This window comes from Micromonospora sp. NPDC051925, from assembly GCF_044548625.1.
Classification (GTDB): Bacteria; Actinomycetota; Actinomycetes; order Mycobacteriales; family Micromonosporaceae; genus Micromonospora.
Window position 1 is genome coordinate 144,533 of the sequence record NZ_JBIUCH010000005.1, and the last position, 24,428, is coordinate 168,960.

Sequence of the window (24,428 nt, forward strand, 5' to 3'; positions counted from 1 at the left end):
CGGCGGGGCAGGGTCACCGCGGGCCGGACCAGCACGGGCGACCGGTCAGTCATAGATCGCCTCCACCAGCCACCGGCCCGCCTCGACGGCCAGCAGCAGGGCGGCGCCGTCGGCCAGGCAGACCTGGAACCGGGCCCGGCGGCGGGCCTCGGCGGGGGCCCACCACCGCTCGTCCACCGGCCACGGACCGGCCCAGCCGACGATCTCCGCCGGTGCGGTGCCGCCGACGGCCAGTCGGGCGGGGGCGGCGCTGATCGCCAGCCGGGCGCTGACCGTCACCGGTTCCCCGGTGGCGTCGTGCACGGTCGCGGTGAGCGGGACGGGCAGCACCACGGCCGGCGCGGGCGGCGGCAGTCGCCCCGGCCAGGGCGGTACGGGACTCACCTGCCGCGCCCCGGCCCGCACGGCACCGCCCCGACCCACCCCGGCGTCACCGGACCGCCTCGGCCCCACCGGCGACGACCCACCCACCGGCTGCACGGCCGGTGACGACCCACCCACCGGCTGCACGGCTGGCGACATACCACCCACCACCGGCCCGACGGGGACGCCCGGCAGTGGTGGCGGGCCGGGGCGGGTGGGGAGTCGCTCGTCCCCCCACGGGACCAGGCGGGTCTGGTCGGCCGGCGACCGGCCACCGCCCAGCACGGCGGTGACCACCGCCTCCGGGCCGAGGATGCCCTGTACCCGGCTCAGCGCCCGGTGCGCCCGGTCCCGTTCCTCACCGGCCTCCCCCCACAGGCCGGGTTGCAGCCCTCCCCGGGCCAGCAGCCCGTCGGGAACCAACCGCAGCCGGACGATCCCGGCGGTCGGCCGGGCCGGTCGGGCACCGGCCCGACCGGTGCTGCCGGAGAGCCAGCCGTCGAGCTGCCAGCGCACCCGGTCGGCGATGGCGGCGGCGGTGAGCAGCCCGTCGTGCCGCCATACCCGGTGCAGTTCCTGGCCGTGTGCGGTGACCGCCTCGATGCCGAGCCGGGTGCAGGCCAGCCCGTGCCCGGCCAGCCGGTCGTGTAGCCGTTCGGCGAGCACCCGGGCGGCGAAGGCCGCCGCGTCGACCCGGTCGAGGGGCTCGTCATGGTGGGCGGTGACCGCCAGGTCGACCGGGGGCTGCCGGGCGGCGAGCGGGCGGTGGTCGTACCCGGCGGCGAGCCGGTGGGCGAGTGCCCCGTCGAAGCCGAACCGGGCCAGTACGTCACCGGCGGGCAGCGCGGCGAAGTCGCCCAGGGTCCGTACGCCGAGCCGGCGCAGCAGGTCGGCCAGGGCCGGCCGGCCGATCGCCTCGACGGGCAGCCCGGCCAGGAACCCCGGCGTCCCGCCCGGCGGCACCACCTGCCCGGTACGCGCGGCGAGACCGGCGGCGAAGACCCCGTCGGCGATGCCGATCTGGCTCTCCACCGCGCAGGACTGGGCGACCTGTTCGACGATCCGCTCGGCGGCGGCCTCCTCGCCGCCGAGGTGGCGGGCGGGGCCCCGGGCGGCGAGCGCGCACACTCCGGGACGGACCACCTCGACGCCGGCGACGACCTCCTCGACGGCGGCGACGACCGGTTCGAAGGCGCGGGCGTCCCGACCGGGGTCGTGGTCCACCACGGTCAGCGAGGGGCAACGCCCCTGCGCCTCCCGGCGGCGCAGGCCCCGGCGTACCCCGGCGGCGCGGGCCTGTGCGGAGCAGGCCACCACCCGGTTGGCGTGCAGCACGGCCACCGGGCCGGTGGCGGGCACCCCGTCGACGATCTCGACGGCGAGCACCGGCCAATCCGGACACCAGAGCAGCAGGGTGCGTACCGGCGTGCCGGTCACGCCGACCCGACCACGGTGAACCCGCCCGACGGGGGCCCGGTGGTGGATGCGGACGGGCCGGCCGGCGCGGCCCGGGGAATGACCCGGGTGAGGCCGTCGCCGGGCAGCCAGACCTTGATCTCCTTCGGGCGGGCCGCCGCCCCGCGTCCGCGTGCCGACACGGTGACCTCCCGACGGCGCAGCCGGCCCCGTCCCGGCCCGAGCCCCTCCCAGACCCCGCGGACCACCTGGAGCGTGACGTCCGCGCCGGCCCACCGGCCGTACGGGACGAGCACGCAGCCGCGTTGCCGGGCCCGGGCGGCCAGCCGGTCGGCGACCGAGGCGGAGACGCTGTGCGGTACGGCGGTCACCACCACGTCGACCCCGTCGATCAGGGCGGCGACCACGGTGGGCCACTCCGGGCCGGGGTGGGGCACCAGGGCCAGCCGGTCCAGGGCGATGCCGACCTCGGCGGCGGCGCCGGCCCCGAAGGTGGGCACCCCGACCACCGCGCACCACGACCCGGCCCGGGACGCCTCGGCGAGCAGCGCCAGCACCAGGGAGGCGCCGCCGCTGTGCCGGGGCTGGCCGACGGCGACGGCGATCGTGCTGCCCCGGCGCAGCCCCCGGTGCGGCAGCAGGCCGGTCAGCTCGGGCGCCACCGGGAGCACCCGGTGGCCGCCCGCCGGGTCCGGTGCGGTCGCCGGACGTACCAGAGCGGCCAGTGCGGCGGAACCGACCACCATGCGGCCCGCCATCGGACCAACCCCCCGTCGTGTCGTTGCTCGGATCAGGTGCCCGCCCCACGGGGCGCGTCGCCGTCGGCGGTGCTGCACCACGTCGGGCCGCGACCCCGGCACACCCGGCGGGTGGCGATACGGGTGCCGGGCGCACCCGGTGGACAGTGCCGCCGCAGCGGAGCCGGGCTTGTCCTCTCGGTCAGGCCGCGAGACCGTCGAGGGCGGGCTGATGGGCCAGCCCGAGAGCGTGCTCCACCACCGTCACGAACTGCTCGGCGGCCCGGAGCAGGTCGTCGGCCTCCCGGGCGCTCACCACCCGGGGTATGCCGGCCTCGGCGGCGGCCCGCTTGCCGGCGGCGGCGGCGAAGTAGCGGGACCACTCGTCCAGCTCGGGGGCGACGGTGGCGAGCAGCACCCAGACGCTGGTGATCCGGCGTCGCCGGGCGGGCGCGGGCCGGGCTCGGGCGGCCAGCAGGGCGGCGGCGGCGCGCAGTGCGGCCAGGTGGGCGGCGGCGTAGCGCAGCCCGTCGGGGCGGGTCTGGGCGGCCTCGGCGAGCCCGCGCCGGGCCACCGCGAGGAGCTGGGTCGGGGTGCGGTGCGGCAGCACGTGCGCGGGCACCGTCGGTGCCTGGGCCGGGTTGGTCGGCATGACTGTCTCCTCCGCGTGACCGGGTCGGGCGGGACACGCGGAGGAGGAGATCCACCGACGCGACGCCCGGGGCGGGTGGTGCGGAGGAAGACGCACCGATGGGGGCCGGCCGGGTGTGGATGCTTCCCCACACCACACCCGGCCGGCGAACCGGCGGGTTCGTCGCCCGCCGCCCGGGGGTCGTGGGCGGCGGGCGACGACCTGCCTTGACGGGACCGGGCTCGCGACTGCCCGGAACCCGGTGCGGTCCGCGAAACCGCACCTGCCCGGGTCGGCGCCGCGAAACACCGACCCCGGGGCGTTGGAACGGATGTGCGAGTGAATCGAACACCCGTTCTAACTGTTCTGACAGTACACCCTGCCCCCGACGAAAACGCAACGTGTGGCGTACGGCGTGCCGCCGGTGATTCCCAGCCCGCGCACAGCGACGGCAAAGCCGGACCCGAGATCGCCCCCGCAGGGTGAAGCCATGAGAGAAGGACCCGCCGAAACACCCCTGGGATGAGCGCCACCGTCCTGGACCGACGTACCCCGCGCCGGCCACTGCCCACCACGCCCGGCTGGTGGGCCGACGTGGCCGGCAGCGCGGCGGTGCTCAGCCTGCTGGTCGTCACCGCGCTCTGGACCGCCGACCGGGGAGTGCAGGAACTGCTCTCGGGAGTGGCCACCGGTCTCACCTCCGCCGGCCGGCTCACCGCCCTGCTCAGCACCGACCTGATGCTCATCCAGGTGGTGCTGATGGCCCGGGTGCCGCTGGTCGAACGACGCTTCGGCCAGGACCGGATCGCCCGTTGGCACCGCCTCGCCGGCTTCACCTCGTTCCACCTGCTGCTGGCCCACGTGCTGCTGACCACCCTCGGGTACGCCGGCACCGCCCGGGAGAACCCCGTCGTACAGCTCTGGTTGCTGGTCACCGAGTACCCGGGGATGCTGCTGGCCGCCGCCGCGCTGGCGCTGCTGGTGCTGGTCGTGGTCACCTCGATCCGGGCGGCCCGCCGCCGGCTGCGCTACGAGTCCTGGCACCTGCTGCACCTGTACGCGTACCTGGGGATCGGGCTGGCGCTGCCGCACCAGTTGTGGACCGGTGCGGACTTCGTCTCCTCGGCCGCCGCCCGGGGGTACTGGTGGACGGCGTACCTGGCGGCGCTGGGCAGCGTGCTGGTGTTCCGGCTCGGCCTGCCGGCGTACCGCTCGCTGCGGCACCGGGTCGAGGTGGCCGCCGTGGTCCCCGAGGCCCCCGGCGTCACCTCGGTCTGGTTGCGCGGGCGGAACCTGGACCGGCTGCCGGTACGGGCCGGACAGTTCTTCGGCTGGCGCTTCCTGGACGGCCCCGGCTGGTCCCGGGCACACCCGTACTCGCTGTCCGCCCCGCCGACGGATGACCTGATGCGGATCACCGTCAAGGACCTCGGCGACGGCAGTTCCCGGGTGGCTGCCCTGCGGCCGGGCACCCGGGTGCTGCTGGAGGGCCCGTACGGGCGGCTGACCGGGGAGCACTGGCGCGGCGGCGGGATCACCCTGCTCGCCTGCGGTGTCGGCATCACCCCGCTGCTGGCCCTGCTCTGGGAACTGCCGTACGCACCCGGGCAGGCGGTGCTGCTCTACCGCGTGCGTACCCCGCAGGAGCTGGCCTTCCGGGCGGAGCTGGAACGGCTCGCGGCCGAGCGCGGCGTGCTGGTCCACCAGCTGGTCGGCCCGCGCGGCCGGCAGCCCGCCTGGCTGCCCGGCTACGCGGCAGGGCTGTCGGACGCCGAGGCGCTGCGCCGGCTCTCCCCCGACATCGCCACCCACGACGTCTACCTGTGCGGCCCGGACGGCTGGATCGACGCGGCGCGGGCCGCGGTCCGGGCCGTCGGGGTGCCCGAGCGGCACACCCATCACGAACGCTTCGCCTGGTGACGGGCAGGAAAGGAGTATCCGTGCGACGGATCACCATCTGGCTGCTCTCCACGGTGGCCACCCTGGTCCTGCTGTTCAGCTACAAGACCAGCACCATGGGCGTGGGCGGGGAGACCAGCGCGGTCGCCGCCGGCGACCGCGGCGGCACGAGCCTCGGCTCCGGGGGTACGTCCGACGACCCGACCCCGTGGGCCGACCCGGACTCCGGCTCGTCCACCGGCTCCGGCTCGGGCTCGGCGAACAGCAGCGACGACAGCAGCGGCGGCGGGAGGTACGACGGATCGGTGGCGCAGACCCGGTGGGGGCCGGTGCAGGTCCGGATCACCGTGTCGGGCGGGAGGATCACCGACGTCACGGCCCTCCAGGTGCCCGACGGCAACTTCCGGGACCAGCAGATCAACGACTACGCGGTGCCGATCCTGCGGCAGGCGGCGATCACCGCGCAGAGCGCCCGGATCGACACCGTGTCCGGGGCGACCGTCACCAGTGACGGCTACCGCGAGTCCCTCCAGGCCGCCATCGACGCGGCACACCTGAAGTGAGCCCGACGGTGGACCCGGCGGCGGAGTCGGACCGGCGGGCCTGGGTGGTGCACGTGATGGGGCTGCCGGTGAGCGTGCACCTGCGCGGCCCGGACGTGCGCCACGACGCGGTCGCCGCCCGGGTGGAGCGGGTCTTCGCCGAGCTGCGCGCGGTCGACGCGACGTTCAGCACGTACCGGCCGGAGAGCGAGATCGGGCGGCTGGCCGGCCGGGCACCGGACCCGGCCACCGCCGGCCCGTTGGTACGGGAGGTGGCGGAGCTGTGCGACCTGGCCCGGATGCGCACCGCCGGCCGGTTCGACGCCCGGCGGCTGCCGCTGCCCGCGGGCGGCACCGGTTTCGACCCGTCCGGGCTGGTCAAGGGGTGGGCGGTGCAACGGGCCGCCGGCTGGCTGGCAGACCTGGCCGGGCACGACCTCTGCCTCAACGCCGGCGGGGACGTGCTGCTGCGCGCCGGGGCGGACCGGCCGGCCTGGCGGGTCGGCATCGAGGACCCGGACCACCCCGGTCACCTGCTGGACGTGCTGGACCGGCGCGACGGCGCGGTCGCCACCTCCGGCACCGCCCGGCGCGGTGCGCACATCGTGGACCCGCGTACCGGTCGGCCGGCGACCGCGCTGCGGTCGGTCACCGTGGTCGGGCCGGAGCTGCTCTGGGCCGACGTGTACGCCACCGCGGCGATGACCCGGGACGCCGACGACGCGCTGGCCTGGCTGACCGGCCTGACCGGCCACGAGGCGCTGCTGGTGACCGCCGAAGGCCGGCTCCGCACCACCCCGGACTGGCCCGGACCGGTGCGCGGGGGCACGGGCGTGGCCGGCTGTGGGGCGTCGGGGCGTACCGGGAAGAATGGACCGCATGCAGTCACACCCGAACGTGCAGGCGGTGCAGCGGGCGCTCGACGACGCGGGCGCGCGTGACGGTTCCGGCGCGGCCAGCCAGGTCCGCCTGCTGCCCGAGGCGGTGCACACCGCCGCCGCGGCGGCCGGCGCGCTCGGCGTCGACGTCGGCGCCATCGCCAACTCGCTGGTCTTCGACGCCGACGGCACGCCGCTGCTGGTGCTCACCTCCGGCGCGCACCGGGTGGACACCGCCGGCCTGGCCGCCCGGCTCGGCGTGACCCACCTGCGCCGGGCCACCCCCGACTTCGTCCGGGAGCACACCGGCCAGGTGATCGGCGGGGTCGCCCCGGTCGGCCACCCCGGGCCGCTGCGCACCCTGGTCGACACCGCCCTGACCGGGTACGCCGAGGTGTGGGCCGCCGGTGGCGTACCGCAGGCGGTCTTCCCCACCACCTACCCGGAGCTGCTGCGGATCACCGGCGGCACGCCCGCCGAGGTGGCGTGAACACCACCCCGGAGCTGGTCACCCTGCACGTGTGGCAGGTCCCCCGGGCCGCCGTCGGTCGGGCGTTGGTGCGGATGGCCCGGCATCCGGGCCGGCTGCGGCGTACCCCCGGCGTACGGTTCGGCAAGCTGCTCGGCACCGGAACCGGCACCGGCTTCGGCCCGGGTGACGCCGACCTGACCCGGTGGGCCGCCCTGGTGGTGTGGGATTCTCCCGCCTCGGCGGCCGGCTTCGACGCCTCCCCGGTGGGCCGCTCCTGGGCCCGGATCGCCCGCGCGTCGGCCCGGCTGGAGCTACGCCCGGTGACCAGCCGGGGCGAGTGGTCGGGCCGGCGTCCGTTCGGCGATCCGGCGGGTGGCCGGGTCGACGGGCCGGTGCTGGCGCTGACCCGGGCCCGGTTGCGTCCCCGCCGCGCGCTCACCTTCTGGAAGGCCGTCCCGCCGGTCGCCGCCGCGCTGCACGCCGCGCCGGGGCTGCTCGCCCGGTTCGGCGTCGGTGAGGCGCCGCTGGGCTGGCAGGGCACGGTCAGCGTGTGGCGTGATCCGACGGACCTCGTGGCGTTCGCGTACCGTCACCCGGAGCACCGCGCGGCGATCACCCGCACCCCCGTCGAGGGGTGGTACGCGGAGGAGTTGTTCGCGCGCTTCGAGGTGCGCGGAGTGGTCGGCGACCGGTCGGTGCTGGGATGGGTCGCCGACGGTGACCCGCAACCGTGAGAGGACACGCATGAGGTTGGTGCGGTGGACACCGGAGGATCTCGTCCGGCGGCTCGACGACGTGGTCGCGGTGTACGGGGAGGCGATGGGCTACCGCACCGACCTGCTGGAGGCCCGACGCGGCTACATCGCCACCCACGCCCGCCGGCCCGGGTTCCGCGCCGTCGCCAGCCTCACCACCGAGGGCCACCTGGCCGGCTTCGGGTACGGCTACCACGGCGCGGGTGGACAGTGGTGGCACGACCAGGTCTACCGGGCGCTGGACCCGGACGCCCGACGACGCTGGCTGACCGACTGCTTCGAGGTGGTCGAGCTGCACGTCCGGCCGCCCGCGCAGGGGCACGGCCTGGGCGCCCGACAGCTCACCGCCCTGCTCAGCCTGGCCGAGGGCGGCACCACCCTGCTGTCCACCCCGGAGGCCGACGAGCGGACGTCCCGGGCCTGGCGGCTGTACCGGCGGTTCGGCTTCGTCGACGTACTGCGGCACTTCCAGTTCCCCGGCGACGAGCGTCCGTTCGGGGTGCTCGGCCGGGACCTGCCCCTGCCCCCGCCCGGTACGTCCGGTCCGGCCGGGTCATGACCCGCCGGCACGTCCCCTGGCTGATGCTGGCCGTCCTGGTCCTGGCCCAGATCTGCTATCCGCTCACCACCGGCGTCACCCGGGCCCGGCTCACCGTCGCCACGGTCGTCCTCGGCTACCTGCTCTCGGTGGGGCACGCGCTGCTGCGCCGGGGTCCACGGGTGGCGGCGGCACTGGTCGCGGTGGCCACCGGCGGCGGGTTCGCGATCGAGGCGCTGGGGGTGGCCACCGGATTTCCGTTCGGCAGCTACGACTACTCGGGCGAGTTGGGACCGAAGCTGGCCGGGGTGCCGTTGATCATCCCGCTGGCCTGGACCTGGATGGCCTGGCCCGCGTGGCTGGCCGCCGTCCGACTGACCACGCCCGCCGGCCGGGCACCCGGCACGGCGACGCCCGGCTGGGCGGGGCACGCCGGGCGGGTGGCGTTGGCCGCCGTCGGGCTGGCCGGCTGGGACCTCTTCCTCGACCCGCAGATGGTGGCCGAGGGCTACTGGGTGTGGCGCGACGCCACCCCGGCGCTGCCCGGACTGCCCGGCATCCCGGTCAGCAACTACCTGGGCTGGCTGCTCTTCGCGGTGCTGCTGATGAGCGCGCTGCGCCCGCTGGCCGGGCCGGCCGTCGCGGTCACCGACTCCCGTGACGACCCGATGTTCGCGCTCTACCTGTGGACGTACTTCTCCAGCGTGCTGGCGCACGCCGTGTTCCTCCGGCTGCCCGCCTCGGCGGTGTGGGGCGCGGCCGGCATGGCGGTCGTGGCGGTACCGCTGGCGGTGGCCCTGCTGCGCGCCCGCCGACGACCCGCCGCCCGGCCCGCACCGGACCGGCCCGGCGTCGACACCCCGGCATGAGCCCGGCGTCGACCGTGGTCGCCCTCCTCGTGGCCGTCGCGGTGCTCGCGCTGACCGGGCACACCTGGGTCAACGCCGCACACTGGCTGCGCCGGCCCACCGACGGGCCGGTCGAGGTCGGCGAGACGGTGGCGGTGCTGTTGCCGCTGCGCGACGAGGCCGACCGGGTCACCCCGTGCCTGCGCGCGCTGCTCGCCCAGCGGGGGGTACCGGGGCTGCGGATCGTGGTGCTCGACGACGGCTCGACCGACGGCACCGCCGAGGTGGTCCGCGCGGTGGCCGGCGACGACCCCCGGGTCACCCTGCGGACCGGGACCACCCCGCCGCCGGGCTGGCTGGGCAAGCCGTACGCCTGCCACCAGCTCGCCGGGCACGCCGACCCGGCCGCCACCGTGCTCGCCTTCGTCGACGCGGACGTGGTGCTCACCCCGTACGCGGTCGCGGCGGCGGTGACCGAGCTGCGCGCGGCGCAGGCGACGCTGCTGTCGGCGTACCCGAGGATTCTGGTGCGGACGGCGGGCGACCGGCTGGTGCAGCCGTTGTTGCAGTGGTTGTGGCTGACCTTCCTGCCGCTGCGCGCGATGGAGCGCTCGGCGCGGCCGTCGCTGGCCGCGGCGGGCGGGCAGTTCCTGCTGGTGGACCGGGCCGGCTACGACCGGGCCGGTGGGCACGTCGCGGTCGCCGGCCGGGTGCTGGAGGACATCGAGCTGGCCCGTGCGGTGAAACGCTCCGGTGGCCGGATCGCGCTGGCCGACGGCTCCCGGCTGGCCGCCTGCCGGATGTACGAGACCTGGCCGCAGCTGCGCGACGGCTACACCAAGTCGCTCTGGGCCACCTTCGGCCACCCGGGCGCCGCCGCGACCGTGGTCGGCCTGCTACTCCTGCTCTACACCGCGCCGCCGCTGCTGGCGGTGGCGGCGTTGGCGGCGGGCGCGGCCCCGACCGCCGGGCTGGCCCTGCTCGGGTACGCCGCAGGGGTGGCCGGGCGGGTGCTCAGCGCCCGCGCCACCGGTGGACGGGCCTGGCCCGACGCGCTGGCCCACCCCGTGTCGGTCGTGGTCCTCGGTTGGCTGACCCTGCGGTCGTACCATCTGCGGAAGCGGCGTCGCCTGTCCTGGCGGGGTCGTCCGGTCAGCTAGGAGGACGCGGCATGGCGCGGATCGTGGTCATCGGCGCCGGCGTGGGTGGGCTGGCCACCGCCGCCCGGCTGGCCGTCAGCGGGCACGACGTGACCGTCTTCGAACGGTCCGACACCGTCGGCGGCAAGCTCGGCCGGTACGTCCACGACACCCCGGCGGGCAGCTTCCACTTCGACACCGGGCCGAGCCTGCTCACCCTGCCGCAGGTCTTCCACGACCTGTTCGAGGCCACCGGCGCGAAGCTCGACGAGTACCTGGACCTGGCCCCGCTGGACCCGATCGTGCGGCACGTCTTCCCCGGCGGCGGGCCGACCCTCGACTCGTGCGCCGACCCGGACGAGTTCGCCGCCCGGATCGGCGGCACCCTCGGCGGCCGGTCCGCCGACGACTGGCAGCGGCTGTGGCGGCGGGCCGCCCGGGTGTGGGAGGCGTCGCACCGGGACATCCTGCGGCGTACCGTCGACTCCCCCCGCGACCTGGCCGCGCTGGCCTGGCGGCTGGGCGACCTGGCCGCCATCGGCCCCGGCCGCACCCTGCGCGGGCTGGGCCGCAGCCACCTGTCCGACCCCCGGCTGCGGATGCTGCTCGACCGGTACGCCACCTACACCGGCGCGGACCCGCGCCGCGCCCCGGCCGCACTGGTCGCCGTCCCCTACGCCGAGCTGACCTTCGGTGGCTGGTACCTGCGCGGCGGGCTGGCCACCCTGGCCGACGCGCTGCTCTCCCGCTGCCTGGACCTGGGCGTCACGGTGCGCACCGGGGAGACGGTCACCCGGATCGACGCCGCCGGTGGCCGGGTGCACGGGGTACGTCTGGCCGGGGTCGCCGCGCCGGTGGCCGCCGACGTGGTGGTCGCCAACGCCGACGCGCTCACCGTCTACCGGGACCTGCTGCCGCACCCGCGCCGGCTGGCCGCGCTGACCGACCGCAGCCTGGCCGGTTTCGTGCTGCTGCTGGGGGTACGCGGCGGCTCCGGGCTGGCCCACCACAACGTGTTCTTCCCCGGCGACTACGACGCCGAGTTCGACGCCGTCTTCGGCGACCCCGGGCGGGGAATCCGGGCCCGGCCGGCGACCGACCCGACGGTCTTCGTCACCGTGGCCGACGACCCGACGGCCCGCCCGGACGGGCACGAGGCGTGGTTCGTGCTGGTCAACGCCGCCCGCCACGGCACCGCCACCGGCGCGGTCGACTGGCGTCGGCCGGGGCTCGCCGACGCGTACGCCGACCGGATTCTCGACGTGCTCGCCGAGCGGGGTGCCGACGTACGGGACCGGCTGGTGTTCCGGGAGATCCGTACCCCCGCCGACCTGGCCGCCGCGACCGCCGCGCCGGGCGGGTCGATCTACGGCACGGCCGGTGGGCTGCTCCGCCCCGCCAACCGGGGCCCGGCGCACGGGCTGTGGCTGGTCGGCGGCTCCAGCCACCCCGGCGGCGGCCTGCCCATGGTCACCATGTCCGCCCAGATCGTCGCCGACGAGATCGGCCCCGCCTGGTAACGCCCCCCGACCCGTCGCCCGGCCGCCCGGGACGGGCCGCTGGGGCGGGCGGTCCCAGGTGCGGCGAAACAGCGGTATCCCGCGTCTCGGAGGCCGCCGTTTCGCCGACATTGAGTCGATCATCGCCGGCCGCGCCGTCGACCAGACGGCGGGTGCGGGCGGGTCAGCCGGCGTCGAGCAGGGCGCGGCGGACGGTGGAGAGGAGCTGCCCCAGGCCGAAGCCGGCCAGCAGCAGCCAGACGGCGGTGGCCATGGTGATGGTGCCGGCGGCCAGGTCGAGATCGATCATCCCGGTCAGCCCGGCCAGCAGCAGCCCGACCAGGGCGACGCAGACCCGGGTGGGCCGCTCCCCCACGGTGACCGCGCCGATCTCCCGCATCCCGGCGGCGACCGCGCGGGCCCGGACGTACTCGTGCAGCCAGGACAGCGCGCCGGCGGCCACCACCATCGCGCCGGGTGCCCCGACCAGCCAGAACGCCGCCAGCCAGGCGATCTCACCGAGCCGGTCGGCGACCGAGTCGTAGACGTAGCCGAGCCGGGTGGTCCGGCCGGTGGCGACCGCGACCGCCCCGTCGACGCTGTCGGCGACCGAGGCGAGCAGCACGAACAGCGCGCCGACGATCGGTCCCTGGGACGACCGGACGCTGAACAGCGGCACGCACAGACAGAGCAGCACCCCGCCGACGGTCACCGCGGTCGGGGTGACCCGCAGCCGGCCCAGCACGTAACCGACGTGGTACGCGAAGCGCAGCCAGGCACGGACCACCGGTGCCGCGACCCGAGGGTCGAAGCCGCCGTGCAACCGCGCCCACGCGGTCGCGTACTCGTCCCACTTCAGCTGTGTACCCACCCTCGGTCAACCGTCACGGCGCGGTCGAGGTGTCGGGGTCGGCGGGTTCACACCCGGGCGTCGGCCCGCAGGCTGCGCCACACCTCCCGGGTCGCGGGCGAGCGGTTGAGGGTGATGAAGTGGATGCCGGGCACCCCCTCGTCGAGCAGCCGGGCGCACATCTCGCTGGCCTGTTCGATGCCGAGCCGGCGGACCGCCTCCGGGTCGTCGGCGACCCGCTCGAACCGCTCGGCGAGCGCAGCCGGGAAGGGCGCGCCGGACAACTGCACCGAGCGTTCGATGGTGCCGATCTGGGTCACCGGCATCACCCCGGCCAGGATCGGCGTGTCGCAGCCGGCCGCCGCCACCCGGTCCCGCAGCCGCAGGTAGTCGTCGGCGTCGAAGAACATCTGGGTGATGGCGAACTCCGCGCCGGCCCGACACTTGCGGACGAAGTGCGCGGTGTCGCTGGCCACATCGGCCGAACGGGGATGCTTGTACGGGAAGGCGGCCACCCCGACGCTGAAGTCGCCGGCCTCGCGGACCAGCCGGACCAGGTCCTCGGCGTAACCGACGCCCTCGGGGTGGCGGACCCACTCGCCGCCCGGGTCGCCGGGCGGATCCCCGCGTACGGCGAGCACGTTGCGGACGCCGACGCCGGCCAGCCGGCCGATCACGTTACGCAACTCGGCGACGGAGTGGTTGACGGCGGTCAGGTGCGCCATCGGCAGCAACGTGGTCTCGGTGGCGATCCGTTCGGTCAGCGCCACGGTGGTGTCCCGGGTCGAGCCGCCGGCCCCGTAGGTGATCGACACGAACGACGGGCGCAACGACTCCAGCTCGCGGATGGCCTGCCAGAGCAGCCGCTCGCCCTGTGCCGTCTTGGGCGGGAAGAACTCGAACGAGAACGTCGGCTGGCGGTCGCGGATCAGCTCCCCGATCGCCGGCTGCGGATTGGGAAGGACGGAGGGAAGACCGAGCGCCACGTGATGACTCTAGCGGGCGATGTCGCCCGCCCCCATCCACTTCCCACCAGAACATCGACGCCCGCCGAGACACCGCGACGCGACCTCCCGCCGGGGCCGGGCAGAGACACCCTGACCCCGTCGCCGCGAATCGGGCGACCGGCCCCGTCCGCCAGATGACGCGCCGGCCCCGAGGTGAGGCGTCGGCGGTGGGGACCGGCTAGCGTCGTGGCGTGACCCACGCTGCTCCCGTCTCCCCCGTCGACCGTGCCGGCCTGCGGCAGCGCGTCGACAAGGCCCTGACCGAGTTCCTGGCCGGCCGACGCAGCTGGGTGACCGGCATCGACGAGGCCCTGACGCCGGTCGCCGAGGCGATCGAGGGTTTCGTGCTCGGTGGCGGCAAGCGGCTGCGCCCGGCCTTCGCGTACTGGGGGTTCCGGGGGGCCGGTGGGCTGGACGCCGACCAGGTGGTGACCGCCCTGGCGGCGCTGGAGTTCTTCCAGGCCAGCGCCCTGATCCACGACGACCTGATGGACCGGTCCGACACCCGGCGCGGCGAGCCGGCGGTGCATCGACGCTTCGCCGCCCGGCACCGCTCGTCCGGCTGGGGCGGTGACCCGGACGGCTTCGGCGACGCGGCGGCGATCCTGCTCGGTGACCTCTGCCTGGTCTGGTCCGACGAGTTGCTGCACTCCGCCGGGCTGGACCCGCACACGGTGGCTCGGGCCCGACCGGTCTTCGACGAGATGCGCGCCGAGGTCACCGTCGGGCAGTACCTGGACGTGCTGACCCAGGCGACCGGGGAGGTCTCGCTGGAACGCGCCGGCAAGGTGGCCCGGTACAAGTCGGCCAAGTACACCGTCGAACGGCCGCTGCTGCTCGGCGGCGCGCTCGCCGACGCCCCGGCCGACGTGTGCGCCGCCTACTCGGCGTACGGGTTGCCGCTCGGTGAGGCGTTCCAGCTCCGCGACGACGTGCTGGGCGTGTTCGGCAACCCGGCGCAGACCGGCAAGCCGGCCGGGGACGACCTGCGCGAGGGCAAGCGCACCTACCTCGTGGCAGCGGCGGTGGAGGCTGCCGACGAGGCCGGCCGGGACCTGCTGCTCGGCCGGCTCGGCGATCCGGAGCTGGACGAGGACGGGGTGGCCCGGCTACGCGAGCTGATCAGCGCCACCGGCGCGTTGGCCCGTACCGAGCAGCGCATCGTCACCCTCACCGACACCGCTCTGGCGGCCCTGGCCGGTGTCGACCTCGACACCGAGGCCCGCCAGGCCCTGGTGGACCTGGCCATCGCCGCCACCCGCCGCACCGACTAACCCCACCCACCCCTCCCTCCCCTCCCTCCCCACCCCACAGGTTGATCAAGAGGTTTCGGTCACGGATGCCGCTGATCGTGACAGAAACTTCTTGATCAACCGGGGACAGCGCGGGCAGCAGGCAGCGCGGGTGGGTGGGTGGGGTGGGGGGCAGGGTGGGTGGGTGGGGGGCAGGGTGGGTGGGTGGGGGCAGGGTGGGGGTCAGAAGCCGAGGGCTTGGGCGCGGCGTTTCACCTCGCGGGCGTGGTCGCCGCCGAGGGTGACCGCACCGGTGCCACCGGAGAGCGTGTCGTCGGGCTGGTAGAGCCAGCGCAGCGCGGCCTCGTCGTCGTAGCCGGCGTCGGCGAGCAGGTTGAGCACGCCGGGCAGGTGCTTGAGCACCGTCTTGTTGGCCACCAGGTCGGCGGGGATCCGGCGGACGCCGTCCCGGCGGACGGCGATCAGCTCGCGGTCCCGGATCATCTGGTGGACCTTGCTGATCGACAGGTCGAGCCGCTCGGCGACGTCGGGGAGGCTCAGCCAGTCGGCCGGGTCGCTGGGGCCGGCGAGGTCGCTGCCGACGGACTGGTCGGCGGGTACGGAATCGGTCACCGGACCACCCTGCCACGTCGCCCGGCCGCACGTGCAGCGGCACCCCGTCGGGCCTGCGTGAGCGCGCCGGGACGGACCGGGTCGGGTGCCGGCTGTAGCATCCTGTTCAACCTTCACCCTCAGGACACATAGACTCCCTGCCGATGGACATTCAGGTCGCCGACACGTTGCTGGGCTCGCTGCTCGACGGGCGCTACCGCATTCGCGGTCGCGTGGCCCGTGGTGGCATGGCGACCGTGTACACCGCCACCGACGAGCGCCTGGAGCGCACCGTCGCGGTGAAGATCATTCATCCGTCCCAGGCCCCCGAGGCACGGGCCCGGATGGCGCGTTTCCCGGACAGGTTCACCGACGAGGCCAAGGCCATCGCCCGGCTGACCCACCCCAACGTGGTCGCCGTCTACGACCAGGGCACCCACAACGGGCTGCCCTACCTGGTGATGGAGTACGTCCGGGGTCGCACCCTGCGGGAGGTGCTGGCCGAACGCCGCCGGCTCAATCCCGACGAGGCGTTGGCGATCATGGAGCAGATGCTCGCCGCGATCGCCGCCGCACACCGGGCCGGGCTGGTCCACCGCGACGTCAAGCCGGAGAACGTGCTGGTCGCCGAGGCGCCCACCGGCGGGGTGGCCAACCTGGTCGACAGCGTGGTCAAGGTGGCCGACTTCGGCCTGGCCCGCGCGGTGGAGGCCAGCGCCGAGGAGGGCGACGGCAACCAGCTGATGGCGACCGTCGCGTACGTGGCACCGGAGCTGGTCACCGACGGGCGCGCCGACCCCCGTACCGACGTCTACTCGGCCGGCATCGTGCTGTTCGAGATGCTCACCGGCCGCGTCCCGTACGACGGGGACCGCCCGGTCGACGTGGCCTGGCAGCACGTCGACCGGGACGTCCCGGCCCCGTCGGTCCTGGTGCCCGCCCTGCCCCGGGCGCTCGACGAGCTGGTCGCCCGGTCGACCCGGCGGGATCCGGGCGCCCGCCCGGCCGACGCGGGCGCCCTGTTGGCGGAGGTGCAGGTGGCCCGGGACGACCTGGGCAACCCGAACGCGCACACCGCCGTGCTGGGCCGGGTGGCCGAGGAACTGCCGGCGGTGTCCCAGCCGACGATGGTGGTCGCGGCGGTCAGCCCGGTGGCCCGGCCGAACTGGGCCCGGTTGCCCGAGCCGGCCGCCCCGCAGCGCCCACACCGTCGCCGGGCCGCCGAGAGTTCCGACCCGTGGTCCCGCCTGGCGGAGCTGCGTACCCGGATGATGGGCACCCCGCGCGGCCGGCTGTCGGTGGCGGCGGCCGTGGTGGTGGTCGGCCTGCTCGCCGCGATGGGCGGCTGGTGGGTCGGGGTGGGCCGCTACACGGTCGCTCCGCAGCTGGTGAACCTCAGCCGCGCCGACGCGCAGGCCCAGGCGGACCGGGCGGGGTTCGCCCTCGCCTTCGCCGAGCCACGCTACGACGAGAAGATCCCCCGCGACGGCGTCATCGCCCAGGACCCCGGCTCGGCTGCCAAGATCCTCAAGGGTGGCACCATCACGCTGACCCTCTCCCTGGGGCCGGAGCGGTTCCCGGTGCCGGACGTCGTCGGCAAGGAGTTCGACCTGGCCGAGGCCGACCTGACCAGCGCGAAACTGGTGGTCGCCAAGGGCACCCCGCGCTACGACGACAACCTGCCGGCCGGGGTGGTGGTGGACACCGACCCGAAGGTGGGCGCCGAGGTGAAGCCGGGCGCCAAGGTGACCGTCATCCTGAGCCGGGGCCGGGCCCCCGTCACGGTGCCCAACCTGGTCGGCAAGAACCTCAACGAGGCCCGCACCGCCCTGGCCCAGCTCGGGCTGGTGCTGGTCGAGACGTACAAGGACTCGGACAAGCCTCGCGACGAGGTCCTCGGGCAGAGCCCGGCCGACGGCACCGGCGTCGAGAAGGGCATCAAGGTCAAGCTGGACGTCAGCAAGGGCCCGCCGCAGGTGGTCGTCCCCCGGGTGATCGACCTGCCCTGCCAGCAGGCCAAGCAGCAGTTGGAGGGCGCGGGATTCCCGGTGACCACGCAGTTCAACCCCAACGGCACCGTCCGGTTCCAGAACCCGGGCGAGAACTCCCAGGTGCCGCCGGGCACCCCGGTCACCCTGGGCTGCCTGTGACCACCCTCCGGCCGGTCGGCTCGCACACGCCCACCTCGGGTGGGCTGGCCAGGGCGGCCCTGCCGTACGTGGACGCGACCGGCTCCCGGGTGGTGCAGGTCTACGTCTCCAACTCGCGTGGTTGGGCGTTGCCGGCCGGCGACCCGGCCCAGGACGCGCTCTTCGCCGACGGCTGCGCCGCTCGTGACGTGCCGGTCTACATCCACGCGTCGCTGCTGGTCAACCTCGGCTCGCCGACCGCGGCGACGGTGGAGAAGTCCACCCAGACCCTGGCGCACGCGCTGCGCCGGGGTCGGGCGATCGGGGCCCGCGGCGTGGTCTTCCACGCCGGCAGCGCGGTCGACGCCGGCTACGCCGAGACCGCCCTGCGGCAGGTACGCGAGTCGCTGCTGCCGCTGCTCGACGAGACCATGGCCACCGGCGGCCCGCTGCTGCTGGTGGAGCCGAGCGCCGGCGGCGGCCGGTCGCTGGCCTCCCGGGTCGAGCACCTCGGCCCCTACCTGGACGCCGTCGACCGGCACCCGGGGCTGGGCGTCTGCTTCGACACCTGCCACGCCTGGGCCGCCGGGCACGACCTGGCTGCCGAGGGCGGCATGACGGCGACCCTGGACACCCTGGTCGCCACGGTCGGGGCGGAACGGCTGAAGCTGATCCACGCCAATGATTCCAAGGACCTGTGCGGCTCCACCCGGGACCGGCACGAGAACATCGGCAAGGGCAGCATCGGCGAGCCGGCCTTCGCCGAGCTGATGGCCCACCCGGCAACCGCCGGCATCCCCGTCGTGGTGGAGACCCCGACGGAGAAGCACGAGGGCCACGCCACCGACATAGCCACCCTCACCCGCCTCCACCCCTAACCCCACCCCACCGGCCCCCACCGGCCCTCCGCCGCCACTGTTGATCAAGAGGTTTACGTCACCCGCCGTCGGAACGGTGACGTAAACCTCTTGATCAACAAATGACAGGGCGGGGGGCGGGGCAGGGTGGGTGGGGCAGGGTGGGTGGGGGTTTGGGGTTAGGGGTTAGGGGGTTAGGAGGTGGGTGAGGATCTTGGTGGCGCGGTCGATGGCGGTGTCGTCGATGTCGAGGTGGGTGACCAGGCGGGCGGTACGCGGGCCGAGCACCGAGAGCAGCACGCCCTCGGCGCGGGCGGCGGTCGCCAGGGCCCTCGCGTCGAGGGGGTGCGTGGTCAGGTCCAGCGGGACGATGTTCGTGCGCACCGGCCCGGCCAGCACGCCGTACGGGGCGATCGCCTCGGCGAGCCGGGCGGCCCGAGCGTGGTCGTCGGCGAGTCGCTCCAGGTGGTGGGTCAGGGCGTACCGGCCGGCGGCGGCGAGCACACCGACCTGCCGCATCCCCCCGCCCATCCGCTTGCGCAGGAAGCGGGCCCGGGTGATCTGCTCGGTGCTGCCGACCACCAGCGAGCCGACCGGCGCACCGAGGCCCTTGGAGAGGCAGACCGACAGGGTGTCGAAGAGCGCGCCGTACTCGCGTAGCGGCACCCCGTCGGCGATGTGGGCGTGCCAGATCCGGGCGCCGTCGCAGTGCAGTGCGAGGCCGGCGGTGTCGGCGACCCGGCGCAGTTCCCGCAGGGTCGCCAACGGGATCACCCCACCGCCGCCCCGGTTGTGGGTCTGCTCCACGGCGATCGCCCGGGTCGGCACCGCGAAGTAGCCGTCCGGCCGGATCATCCCGGCCACCAGGTCCGGGTCGACGTCCGCGCCGACCGCCGGCCAGGTCCGCGAGGAGATGGCGCCGTACGCCGCCGCCGCACCGACCTCGTACGTCACCACGTGCGCGTCGGCGTCACAGAGCAGCTCGTCGCCCGGTGGGACGACCAGTTGGAGGGCGATCTGGTTGGCCATCGAGCCGGTCGGGGCGAAGAGCGCCGCCTCGTGCCCGAAGAGCGCGGCGACCTCGGCCTCCAGCGCGTTGACCGTCGGGTCCTCGCCGTACACGTCGTCGCCGACCTCGGCGGTGGCCATCGCCTCGCGCATCCCGGCGGTCGGCCTGGACACCGTGTCGGAGCGGAGGTCCACCACCGGATCCGCGCTGCCGGAGTGCCCGCCCGGCCAGCGGTCGGAGCCGCCCGTGCCCTGCCCGGCCAGCGGGTCGACGGTCAGACGGGTCGGATGGTCAGCCACGGAGCATCTCCGCCACCAGGAAGGCCAGTTCCAGCGACTGCTGGGTGTTCAGTCGCGGGTCGCAGGCGGTCTCGTACCGGTCGGGCAGGTCGAGGTCCTCGATGCCCTGGGCACCACCGAGGCACTCGGTGACGTCCTCGCCGGTCAGCTCGACGTGGATGCCGCCGGGGTGGGTCTCCAGCCCCCGGTGCACCTCGAAGTAGCCGAGCACCTCGTCGACGATCCGGTCGAAGTGCCGGGTCTTGTAGCCGTTGGAGGACTCGTGGGTGTTGCCGTGCATCGGGTCGCACTGCCACACCACCTTGGCCCCGGCGGCGGTGACCTTGGCGACGATCGGCGGCAGGGCGTCGCGGACCTTGTGGTTGCCCATCCGGCTGATCAGGGTGAGCCGGCCGGGGATGTTCTCCGGGTTGAGCTTCTCGCACAGCTCGATCGCCTCGTCCGGGGTGGTGGTCGGGCCGAGCTTCACCCCGATCGGGTTGGCGATCCGGGAGATGTAGTCGATGTGCGCGCCGTCGAGCTGCCGGGTCCGCTCGCCGACCCAGAGGAAGTGCCCGGACAGCCCGTACGCCCGGCGGTCGGAGACCCGGGTGAGCGCCCGGTCGTACTCCAGGGCGAGCGCCTCGTGGGAGCAGTAGAGGGTGACGGTCCGCAGCGCGTCGTCCTCGGTCATCCCGCAGGCCCGGATGAACGCGATGGCCCGGTCGATCTCCCGGGCGATCGCCTCGTAGCGCTCCCCCGCCGGGGAGCTCTTCACGAAGCCCTTGTTCCAGTCGTGCACGGCGTGCAGGTCGGCCAGCCCGCCGGCCAGGTAGGCGCGGAGCATGTTCATCGCGGCGGCCGAGTTCGCGTACGCCCGGATCATGCGCTGCGGGTCGGCGACCCGGGCGGCCGGATCGGCCTCCAGCGCGTTGATCATGTCGCCCCGGTAGGCGGGCAGGCCCCGGGCGTCGGTCGGCAGCGAGCGGGGCTTGGTGTACTGGCCGGCGACCCGGGCCACCTTCACCACCGGCAGGGACGCGCCGTAGGTGAGCACGATCGCCATCTGGAGCAGGGTGCGGGCGTTGGCCAGCAGGTGGCTCTCGGTGTTGTCGGCGAAGGTCTCGGCGCAGTCGCCGCCCTGGAGCAGGAACGCCTTGCCCTCGCAGACCATGGCGAGCTTGCGTCGGAGCTGGTCGACCTCGTAGGGGGCGACCACCGACGGCACGGTGTCGAGCACCTTGCACACCTCGGCGACCTGGGCCGGGTCGGACCACGGTGGGGTCTGCTGACGGGGCAGGTCACGCCACCGGTCGAGGCCGAGAGCGGCGTCCTCGGCCGAGTCGACGGTGGGGCGGCTGGTCTGCAGCCCGGGGCTGCTCACGGCGGGGTAGCTCAGCTGATGCCACTCATGGCGCATGGGAGAAAGCGTACGGCGACGGTCCGGACGGTCGGGCGGCGAGGGGCGCGGTTCCGGCAGTTGGGAGTCAGGGGGTGACCGACGGCTCCGAGGTGTGTCCGCCCGGCTCCTCGCCTGCGATGCACCAGTCCGCGCCCTCTCGGGTGACCGTGAACAGCAGGGGCCTGGTGGCCTTCTTCGCCCCCGCCGCCTTCTTTCCCACCGTGACGGTCACCGTGGTGCTGACCTCCTGGCCCAGGGGACCGGTCCGGATGTCGGTGATCGTCGCCTCGGGCACCTCGAAGTGGTCGGCGAAGTCGCCGTTCGGCCCGGTCGCGGCGGCGTCGAAGCGCACCTGCATGGCCGCGCAGAGCTGGTTGCGGCCGGCGTCGGGGTCCTTGGCCGTCATCGCGTCGAGGTACGCCTGGACCCGCTCGCGGGCCTTGGTGGACGCCTCCGGGGCCGGAACCTTGTCGGTCCCGTCGTCGGCGTCGTCCTCACCGAGACCGCAGCCGAGCAGCGTGAACGGCAGCAGCGCCAGCAGCGCGACGCCGGCGGTACGGAGCCTCGGACCCATGGCCCCTCCCTGGGTGCGGATGTCGACCGGATACCGAGCGGCGAGTCTGTCACACCACCCCGGCCGGGTGGCAACCCCGTCACGGTCGCGTCGCTTCGGTCAGTGCCGTTCACCGTTCCCCCCGGCCGGGACACCCCGGGTGTAGGGGCTGGCTGACCTGCCGCTGACCCATCGGGACGTGCGGGCGGGGAGGACCCGGTGTCCGGTTCCTCCCCGCCCGCGTGGGTGGTGCGTCGGCGTTCGGCTCAGCCGAGACCGCCCTTGATCGCGCCGATCAGCTCGCCGTTGCCGGTGTCACCGGAGAGCTCCCAGAAGAACGCGCCACCGAGGCCCTGGTTCTTCGCGTAGGTCATCTTGCCGCCGATGGTGGAAGGCGTGTCGTAGCTCCACCAGTTGCTGCCGCATTTCGCGTACGCCGTGCCGGCGATCGTGCCGGTCGACGGGCAGCTGTTCTTGAGGACCTTGTAGTCCTCGATGCCCGCCTCGTAGGTGCCGGGGGCCGCGCCGGTGGCGGTGCCACCCGGAGCGGCCTGGGTCACTCCGGTCCAGCCCCGGCCGTAGAAGCCGATGCCGAGCAGCAGCTTGCTGGCCGGGACGCCCTTCGACTTGAGCTTCTGGATCGCCGCGTCGGAGTTGAAGCCCTCCTGCGGAATCCCGGCGTACGAGGTGAGCGGCGAGTGCGGGGCGGTGGGGCCCTGCGGGTTGAAGGCGCCGAAGTAGTCGTAGGTCATCGGCATCAGCCAGTTGAGGTTGCCCACCGCACCGGCGTAGTCGGTGGCGTCGATCTTGCCACCGTTGCTGCCGTCGGCGGTGATCGCGGCGGTGACCAGGGCGGACGAGCCGAACTTGGCGCGCAGCGCGGCGATCACGTTCTTGAAGGCGTTCGGGCCGCTGGTGTCGCAGCTGAGGCCGCAGGCGTTGGGGTACTCCCAGTCGACGTCGATGCCGTCGAAGACGTCCGCCCAGCGCGGGTCCTCGACCAGGTTGTAGCAGCTGTCGGCGAACGCGGTCGGGTTCTGCGCAGCCTGGGTGAAGCCGCCGGACCAGGTCCAACCGCCGAAGGACCAGATCACCTTCAGGTGCGGGTACATCTTCTTGAGCTTGCGCAGCTGGTTGAAACTGCCACGCAGCGGCTGGTCCCAGGTGTCGGCGACGCCGTCCACGCTGTCCGCCGCGGTGTACGCCTTGTCATAGTCGGCGTAGCTGTCCCCGATCGTGCACCGGCCACCGGTGGTGTTGCCGAAGGCGTACAGGATGTGGGTGAGCTTGGCGGCGGAGCCGCTGGTGGCGATGTTCTTGACGTGGTAGTTGCGGCCGTAGACGCCCCACTCGGCGAAGTAGCCGACGACCTTCTTGTCACCGTTGGGTGGCGTGGTCGTGGGTGGTGGCGTGGTCGGCGGGGCCGTCGTCGGCGGGGCGGTGGTGGGCGGTACGGTCGTCGGCGGGGCCGTGGTGGGCGGTGGGGTGCCCCCGCCGCAGGACGCGCCGTTGATCGTGCAGTTCAGCGGCGCCTTGTACGGCCCGGTGCCGTTGTAGCCCCAGCTGAAGCTGGCCCCGGGGGCGAGCGGCCCGGCCCAGCTCTTCTTCACCGCCACGTAATGGTTGCCGCTGCTGGTGACGTCGGCGTCCCAGAAGGTGCTGATGGTGGTGCCGGCCGGCAGGTCGAACTCGATGCGCCAGGTGCTGACGCTGGTGCTGGAGCCGTTGGCGACGGTGACCCGGCCCTCGTGGCCGGTCCCCCAGTCCTGGGCCGAGGCGAAGGTAGCGGTGACGCTTCCGGCACCGAACGCCGAGGTCACCGGAACCGCCGCAATGGTCAGCGCAGCGACTGCGCCGGCCCAGAGGGCGCGGCGGAGCGATCTCTTCATGGGGCGCCTCCTCAAACAGTTAGGAAAGTTTCCAAATCGATGGGGAGACGCTACTCACACCGTCATCACTTCGTCAAGATGCGCATCCGTCGATTCATCACCCCCGGATGACGACCCGTCGCCGCAGCACCGCAGCGGTACGGCCCGGCCGGGCCAGCGGGGCGCTCCGGCCGGGCCAGCGGGGCGCGTAGCCTCGCGGCATGACCGTCTTCGACATCGAGATCGACGCCCTGACCGGCGGACCTGCCGACCTGGCCGACTACCGGGGCCGGGCGCTGCTGGTGGTGAACGTGGCCTCCCGCTGCGGCCTCACCCCGCAGTACGCCGGCCTCCAGGAGCTGTCCACCGAGTACGCCGACCGGGGCCTGGTGGTGCTCGGCGTGCCGTGCAACCAGTTCGCCGGGCAGGAACCCGGCACGGCCGCCGAGATCGGCGAGTTCTGCCAGGTCAACTACGGGGTCACCTTCCCGCTGACCGAAAAGGTCGACGTCAACGGCCCGGCCCGGCATCCGCTCTACGCAGCGTTGGTCGACACCCCCGACGCCGAGGGACACACCGGGGACGTCCGGTGGAACTTCGAGAAGTTCCTGGTAGCCCCGGACGGCACGGTCGCAGCCCGGTTCGCGCCGACGGTCACCCCGGACTCGGCCGCGTTGCGGGCCGCCGTCGAGAAGGTCCTCCCGACCTGATCGGACGCTCCCCCACCCTCGGCGACCCCGCTTGCTGGCCTCCTTCGCCTTCGCCGCGCTGGGCCGCACAGCCGGCCCACCCATCCGTTCCCCCGGTCCGCAGGCCCCGCGTGGCCGGACCACCCCGCCGTGCCGGCCTGGGCCGCAGCCGTCGAGCACGCCGCCGGGAACGCGGCACCGTCGGTCAGCACCGACGGCCAACGC

At 74.5% G+C, this 24,428-nt stretch carries 22 protein-coding genes and 1 pseudogene; 13 read left to right on the forward strand and 10 right to left on the reverse strand.

The annotated features are described in order from the left end of the window. Positions 1-45: 45 nt before the first annotated feature. From ACIG87_RS08670 to ACIG87_RS08680, 3 genes and pseudogenes are all read right to left on the reverse strand, one after another. Positions 46-1,800: pseudogene (locus ACIG87_RS08670) on the reverse strand (DNA polymerase Y family protein). After that, entirely contained in the window at positions 1,797-2,537 is a 741-nt protein-coding gene (locus ACIG87_RS08675) for a hypothetical protein (protein WP_396849462.1), read from the reverse strand. The pseudogene ACIG87_RS08670 and the gene ACIG87_RS08675 overlap by 4 nt, the downstream one beginning before the upstream one ends. A gap of 181 nt (positions 2,538-2,718) precedes the next feature. Then, positions 2,719-3,168, reverse strand: a complete 450-nt coding sequence (locus ACIG87_RS08680) for an SAV_6107 family HEPN domain-containing protein (RefSeq protein ID WP_396849463.1) — start codon at positions 3,166-3,168, stop codon at positions 2,719-2,721. Between the two features lie 501 nt (positions 3,169-3,669). Between ACIG87_RS08680 and ACIG87_RS08685 the strand changes: the two genes are divergently transcribed. Genes ACIG87_RS08685 through ACIG87_RS08725 form a run of 9 tightly spaced genes read left to right on the forward strand, consistent with a single transcriptional unit; the run spans position 3,670 to position 11,738 of the window. Beyond that, positions 3,670-5,067 carry a ferric reductase-like transmembrane domain-containing protein gene (locus tag ACIG87_RS08685; RefSeq protein ID WP_396849465.1) on the forward strand — a complete coding sequence of 466 codons (1,398 nt, stop codon included), beginning with the start codon at positions 3,670-3,672 and terminating at the stop codon, positions 5,065-5,067. A gap of 20 nt (positions 5,068-5,087) precedes the next feature. After that, positions 5,088-5,609, forward strand: coding sequence for an FMN-binding protein (locus ACIG87_RS08690; RefSeq protein ID WP_396849467.1), 522 nt, complete (start codon positions 5,088-5,090; stop codon positions 5,607-5,609). A gap of 8 nt (positions 5,610-5,617) precedes the next feature. Further along, positions 5,618-6,529: an FAD:protein FMN transferase gene (locus ACIG87_RS08695; protein ID WP_396849469.1), complete on the forward strand. Its 912-nt coding sequence runs from the start codon at positions 5,618-5,620 to the stop codon at positions 6,527-6,529. Beyond that, the gene (locus tag ACIG87_RS08700) at positions 6,468-6,956 is read left to right on the forward strand and encodes a YbaK/EbsC family protein (protein WP_396849470.1); all 489 of its coding nucleotides are present in this window, start codon (positions 6,468-6,470) and stop codon (positions 6,954-6,956) included. The genes ACIG87_RS08695 and ACIG87_RS08700 overlap by 62 nt, the downstream gene beginning before the upstream one ends. Next, a complete protein-coding gene (locus ACIG87_RS08705; protein WP_396849472.1) occupies positions 6,953-7,672 on the forward strand; it encodes a monooxygenase in 720 nt (239 codons plus the stop codon). The genes ACIG87_RS08700 and ACIG87_RS08705 overlap by 4 nt, the downstream gene beginning before the upstream one ends. A 10-nt stretch (positions 7,673-7,682) precedes the next feature. Beyond that, positions 7,683-8,252, forward strand: coding sequence for a GNAT family N-acetyltransferase (locus ACIG87_RS08710; protein WP_396849474.1), 570 nt, complete (start codon positions 7,683-7,685; stop codon positions 8,250-8,252). Further along, positions 8,249-9,100, forward strand: a complete 852-nt coding sequence (locus ACIG87_RS08715) for a carotenoid biosynthesis protein (protein ID WP_396849476.1) — start codon at positions 8,249-8,251, stop codon at positions 9,098-9,100. The genes ACIG87_RS08710 and ACIG87_RS08715 overlap by 4 nt, the downstream gene beginning before the upstream one ends. Further along, complete coding sequence (locus tag ACIG87_RS08720; protein ID WP_396849477.1) at positions 9,097-10,239, forward strand: glycosyltransferase; 1,143 nt, start codon at positions 9,097-9,099, stop codon at positions 10,237-10,239. The genes ACIG87_RS08715 and ACIG87_RS08720 overlap by 4 nt, the downstream gene beginning before the upstream one ends. Positions 10,240-10,250: 11 nt before the next feature. After that, a complete protein-coding gene (locus ACIG87_RS08725) occupies positions 10,251-11,738 on the forward strand; it encodes a phytoene desaturase family protein (protein WP_396849479.1) in 1,488 nt (495 codons plus the stop codon). A gap of 163 nt (positions 11,739-11,901) precedes the next feature. On the opposite strand, the gene ACIG87_RS08730 is transcribed toward ACIG87_RS08725, so the two are convergent. After that, positions 11,902-12,588 carry a CDP-alcohol phosphatidyltransferase family protein gene (locus tag ACIG87_RS08730; RefSeq protein WP_396849480.1) on the reverse strand — a complete coding sequence of 229 codons (687 nt, stop codon included), beginning with the start codon at positions 12,586-12,588 and terminating at the stop codon, positions 11,902-11,904. A gap of 47 nt (positions 12,589-12,635) precedes the next feature. Beyond that, entirely contained in the window at positions 12,636-13,553 is a 918-nt protein-coding gene (gene metF / locus ACIG87_RS08735; RefSeq protein ID WP_396849482.1) for a methylenetetrahydrofolate reductase [NAD(P)H], read from the reverse strand. Between the two features lie 212 nt (positions 13,554-13,765). On the opposite strand from metF, the gene ACIG87_RS08740 reads away from it, so the two are divergent. Further along, a complete protein-coding gene (locus ACIG87_RS08740; RefSeq protein WP_396849483.1) occupies positions 13,766-14,848 on the forward strand; it encodes a polyprenyl synthetase family protein in 1,083 nt (360 codons plus the stop codon). Positions 14,849-15,049: 201 nt separating this feature from the next. Here the strand turns inward: ACIG87_RS08740 and ACIG87_RS08745 are convergent, their stop codons facing one another. Continuing rightward, positions 15,050-15,439, reverse strand: a complete 390-nt coding sequence (locus ACIG87_RS08745; RefSeq protein WP_396849484.1) for an Rv2175c family DNA-binding protein — start codon at positions 15,437-15,439, stop codon at positions 15,050-15,052. A 143-nt stretch (positions 15,440-15,582) separates the two neighbouring features. On the opposite strand from ACIG87_RS08745, the gene pknB reads away from it, so the two are divergent. Next, positions 15,583-17,568 carry a Stk1 family PASTA domain-containing Ser/Thr kinase gene (pknB, locus tag ACIG87_RS08750; protein ID WP_396849486.1) on the forward strand — a complete coding sequence of 662 codons (1,986 nt, stop codon included), beginning with the start codon at positions 15,583-15,585 and terminating at the stop codon, positions 17,566-17,568. After that, positions 17,565-18,425: a deoxyribonuclease IV gene (locus tag ACIG87_RS08755; protein WP_396849488.1), complete on the forward strand. Its 861-nt coding sequence runs from the start codon at positions 17,565-17,567 to the stop codon at positions 18,423-18,425. The genes pknB and ACIG87_RS08755 overlap by 4 nt, the downstream gene beginning before the upstream one ends. A gap of 165 nt (positions 18,426-18,590) precedes the next feature. Here ACIG87_RS08755 and ACIG87_RS08760 read toward each other — a convergent pair whose 3' ends face one another. The 4 genes from ACIG87_RS08760 to ACIG87_RS08775 form a co-directional block, all read right to left on the reverse strand. Next, complete coding sequence (locus ACIG87_RS08760) at positions 18,591-19,610, reverse strand: threonine aldolase family protein (RefSeq protein ID WP_396849707.1); 1,020 nt, start codon at positions 19,608-19,610, stop codon at positions 18,591-18,593. A 94-nt stretch (positions 19,611-19,704) separates the two neighbouring features. Continuing rightward, entirely contained in the window at positions 19,705-21,111 is a 1,407-nt protein-coding gene (locus tag ACIG87_RS08765; RefSeq protein WP_396849490.1) for a class II 3-deoxy-7-phosphoheptulonate synthase, read from the reverse strand. Positions 21,112-21,178: 67 nt separating this feature from the next. After that, positions 21,179-21,667 (reverse strand): hypothetical protein, encoded by a 489-nt coding sequence (locus ACIG87_RS08770; RefSeq protein ID WP_396849491.1) that lies wholly within the window; start codon positions 21,665-21,667, stop codon positions 21,179-21,181. Between the two features lie 245 nt (positions 21,668-21,912). Further along, a complete protein-coding gene (locus ACIG87_RS08775) occupies positions 21,913-23,535 on the reverse strand; it encodes a glycosyl hydrolase family 18 protein (RefSeq protein ID WP_396849493.1) in 1,623 nt (540 codons plus the stop codon). Between the two features lie 200 nt (positions 23,536-23,735). Between ACIG87_RS08775 and ACIG87_RS08780 the strand changes: the two genes are divergently transcribed. Next, positions 23,736-24,224: a glutathione peroxidase gene (locus tag ACIG87_RS08780; protein WP_396849495.1), complete on the forward strand. Its 489-nt coding sequence runs from the start codon at positions 23,736-23,738 to the stop codon at positions 24,222-24,224. Positions 24,225-24,428: the final 204 nt, after the last annotated feature.

Excerpts from the sequence above, each read along its gene's own strand:
- ACIG87_RS08780 (WP_396849495.1), top strand. The coding sequence starts at position 23,736 with ATGACCGTCTTCGACATCGAGATCGACGCCCTGACCGGCGGACCTGCC.
- pknB (WP_396849486.1), top strand. The coding sequence starts at position 15,583 with ATGGACATTCAGGTCGCCGACACGTTGCTGGGCTCGCTGCTCGACGGG.
- ACIG87_RS08675 (WP_396849462.1), bottom strand. The coding sequence starts at position 2,537 with ATGGCGGGCCGCATGGTGGTCGGTTCCGCCGCACTGGCCGCTCTGGTA.
- ACIG87_RS08715 (WP_396849476.1), top strand. The coding sequence starts at position 8,249 with ATGACCCGCCGGCACGTCCCCTGGCTGATGCTGGCCGTCCTGGTCCTG.
- ACIG87_RS08720 (WP_396849477.1), top strand. The coding sequence starts at position 9,097 with ATGAGCCCGGCGTCGACCGTGGTCGCCCTCCTCGTGGCCGTCGCGGTG.
- ACIG87_RS08725 (WP_396849479.1), top strand. The coding sequence starts at position 10,251 with ATGGCGCGGATCGTGGTCATCGGCGCCGGCGTGGGTGGGCTGGCCACC.
- ACIG87_RS08710 (WP_396849474.1), top strand. The coding sequence starts at position 7,683 with ATGAGGTTGGTGCGGTGGACACCGGAGGATCTCGTCCGGCGGCTCGAC.
- ACIG87_RS08700 (WP_396849470.1), top strand. The coding sequence starts at position 6,468 with ATGCAGTCACACCCGAACGTGCAGGCGGTGCAGCGGGCGCTCGACGAC.
- ACIG87_RS08765 (WP_396849490.1), bottom strand. The coding sequence starts at position 21,111 with ATGCGCCATGAGTGGCATCAGCTGAGCTACCCCGCCGTGAGCAGCCCC.
- ACIG87_RS08680 (WP_396849463.1), bottom strand. The coding sequence starts at position 3,168 with ATGCCGACCAACCCGGCCCAGGCACCGACGGTGCCCGCGCACGTGCTG.
- ACIG87_RS08770 (WP_396849491.1), bottom strand. The coding sequence starts at position 21,667 with ATGGGTCCGAGGCTCCGTACCGCCGGCGTCGCGCTGCTGGCGCTGCTG.
- ACIG87_RS08685 (WP_396849465.1), top strand. The coding sequence starts at position 3,670 with ATGAGCGCCACCGTCCTGGACCGACGTACCCCGCGCCGGCCACTGCCC.
- ACIG87_RS08775 (WP_396849493.1), bottom strand. The coding sequence starts at position 23,535 with ATGAAGAGATCGCTCCGCCGCGCCCTCTGGGCCGGCGCAGTCGCTGCG.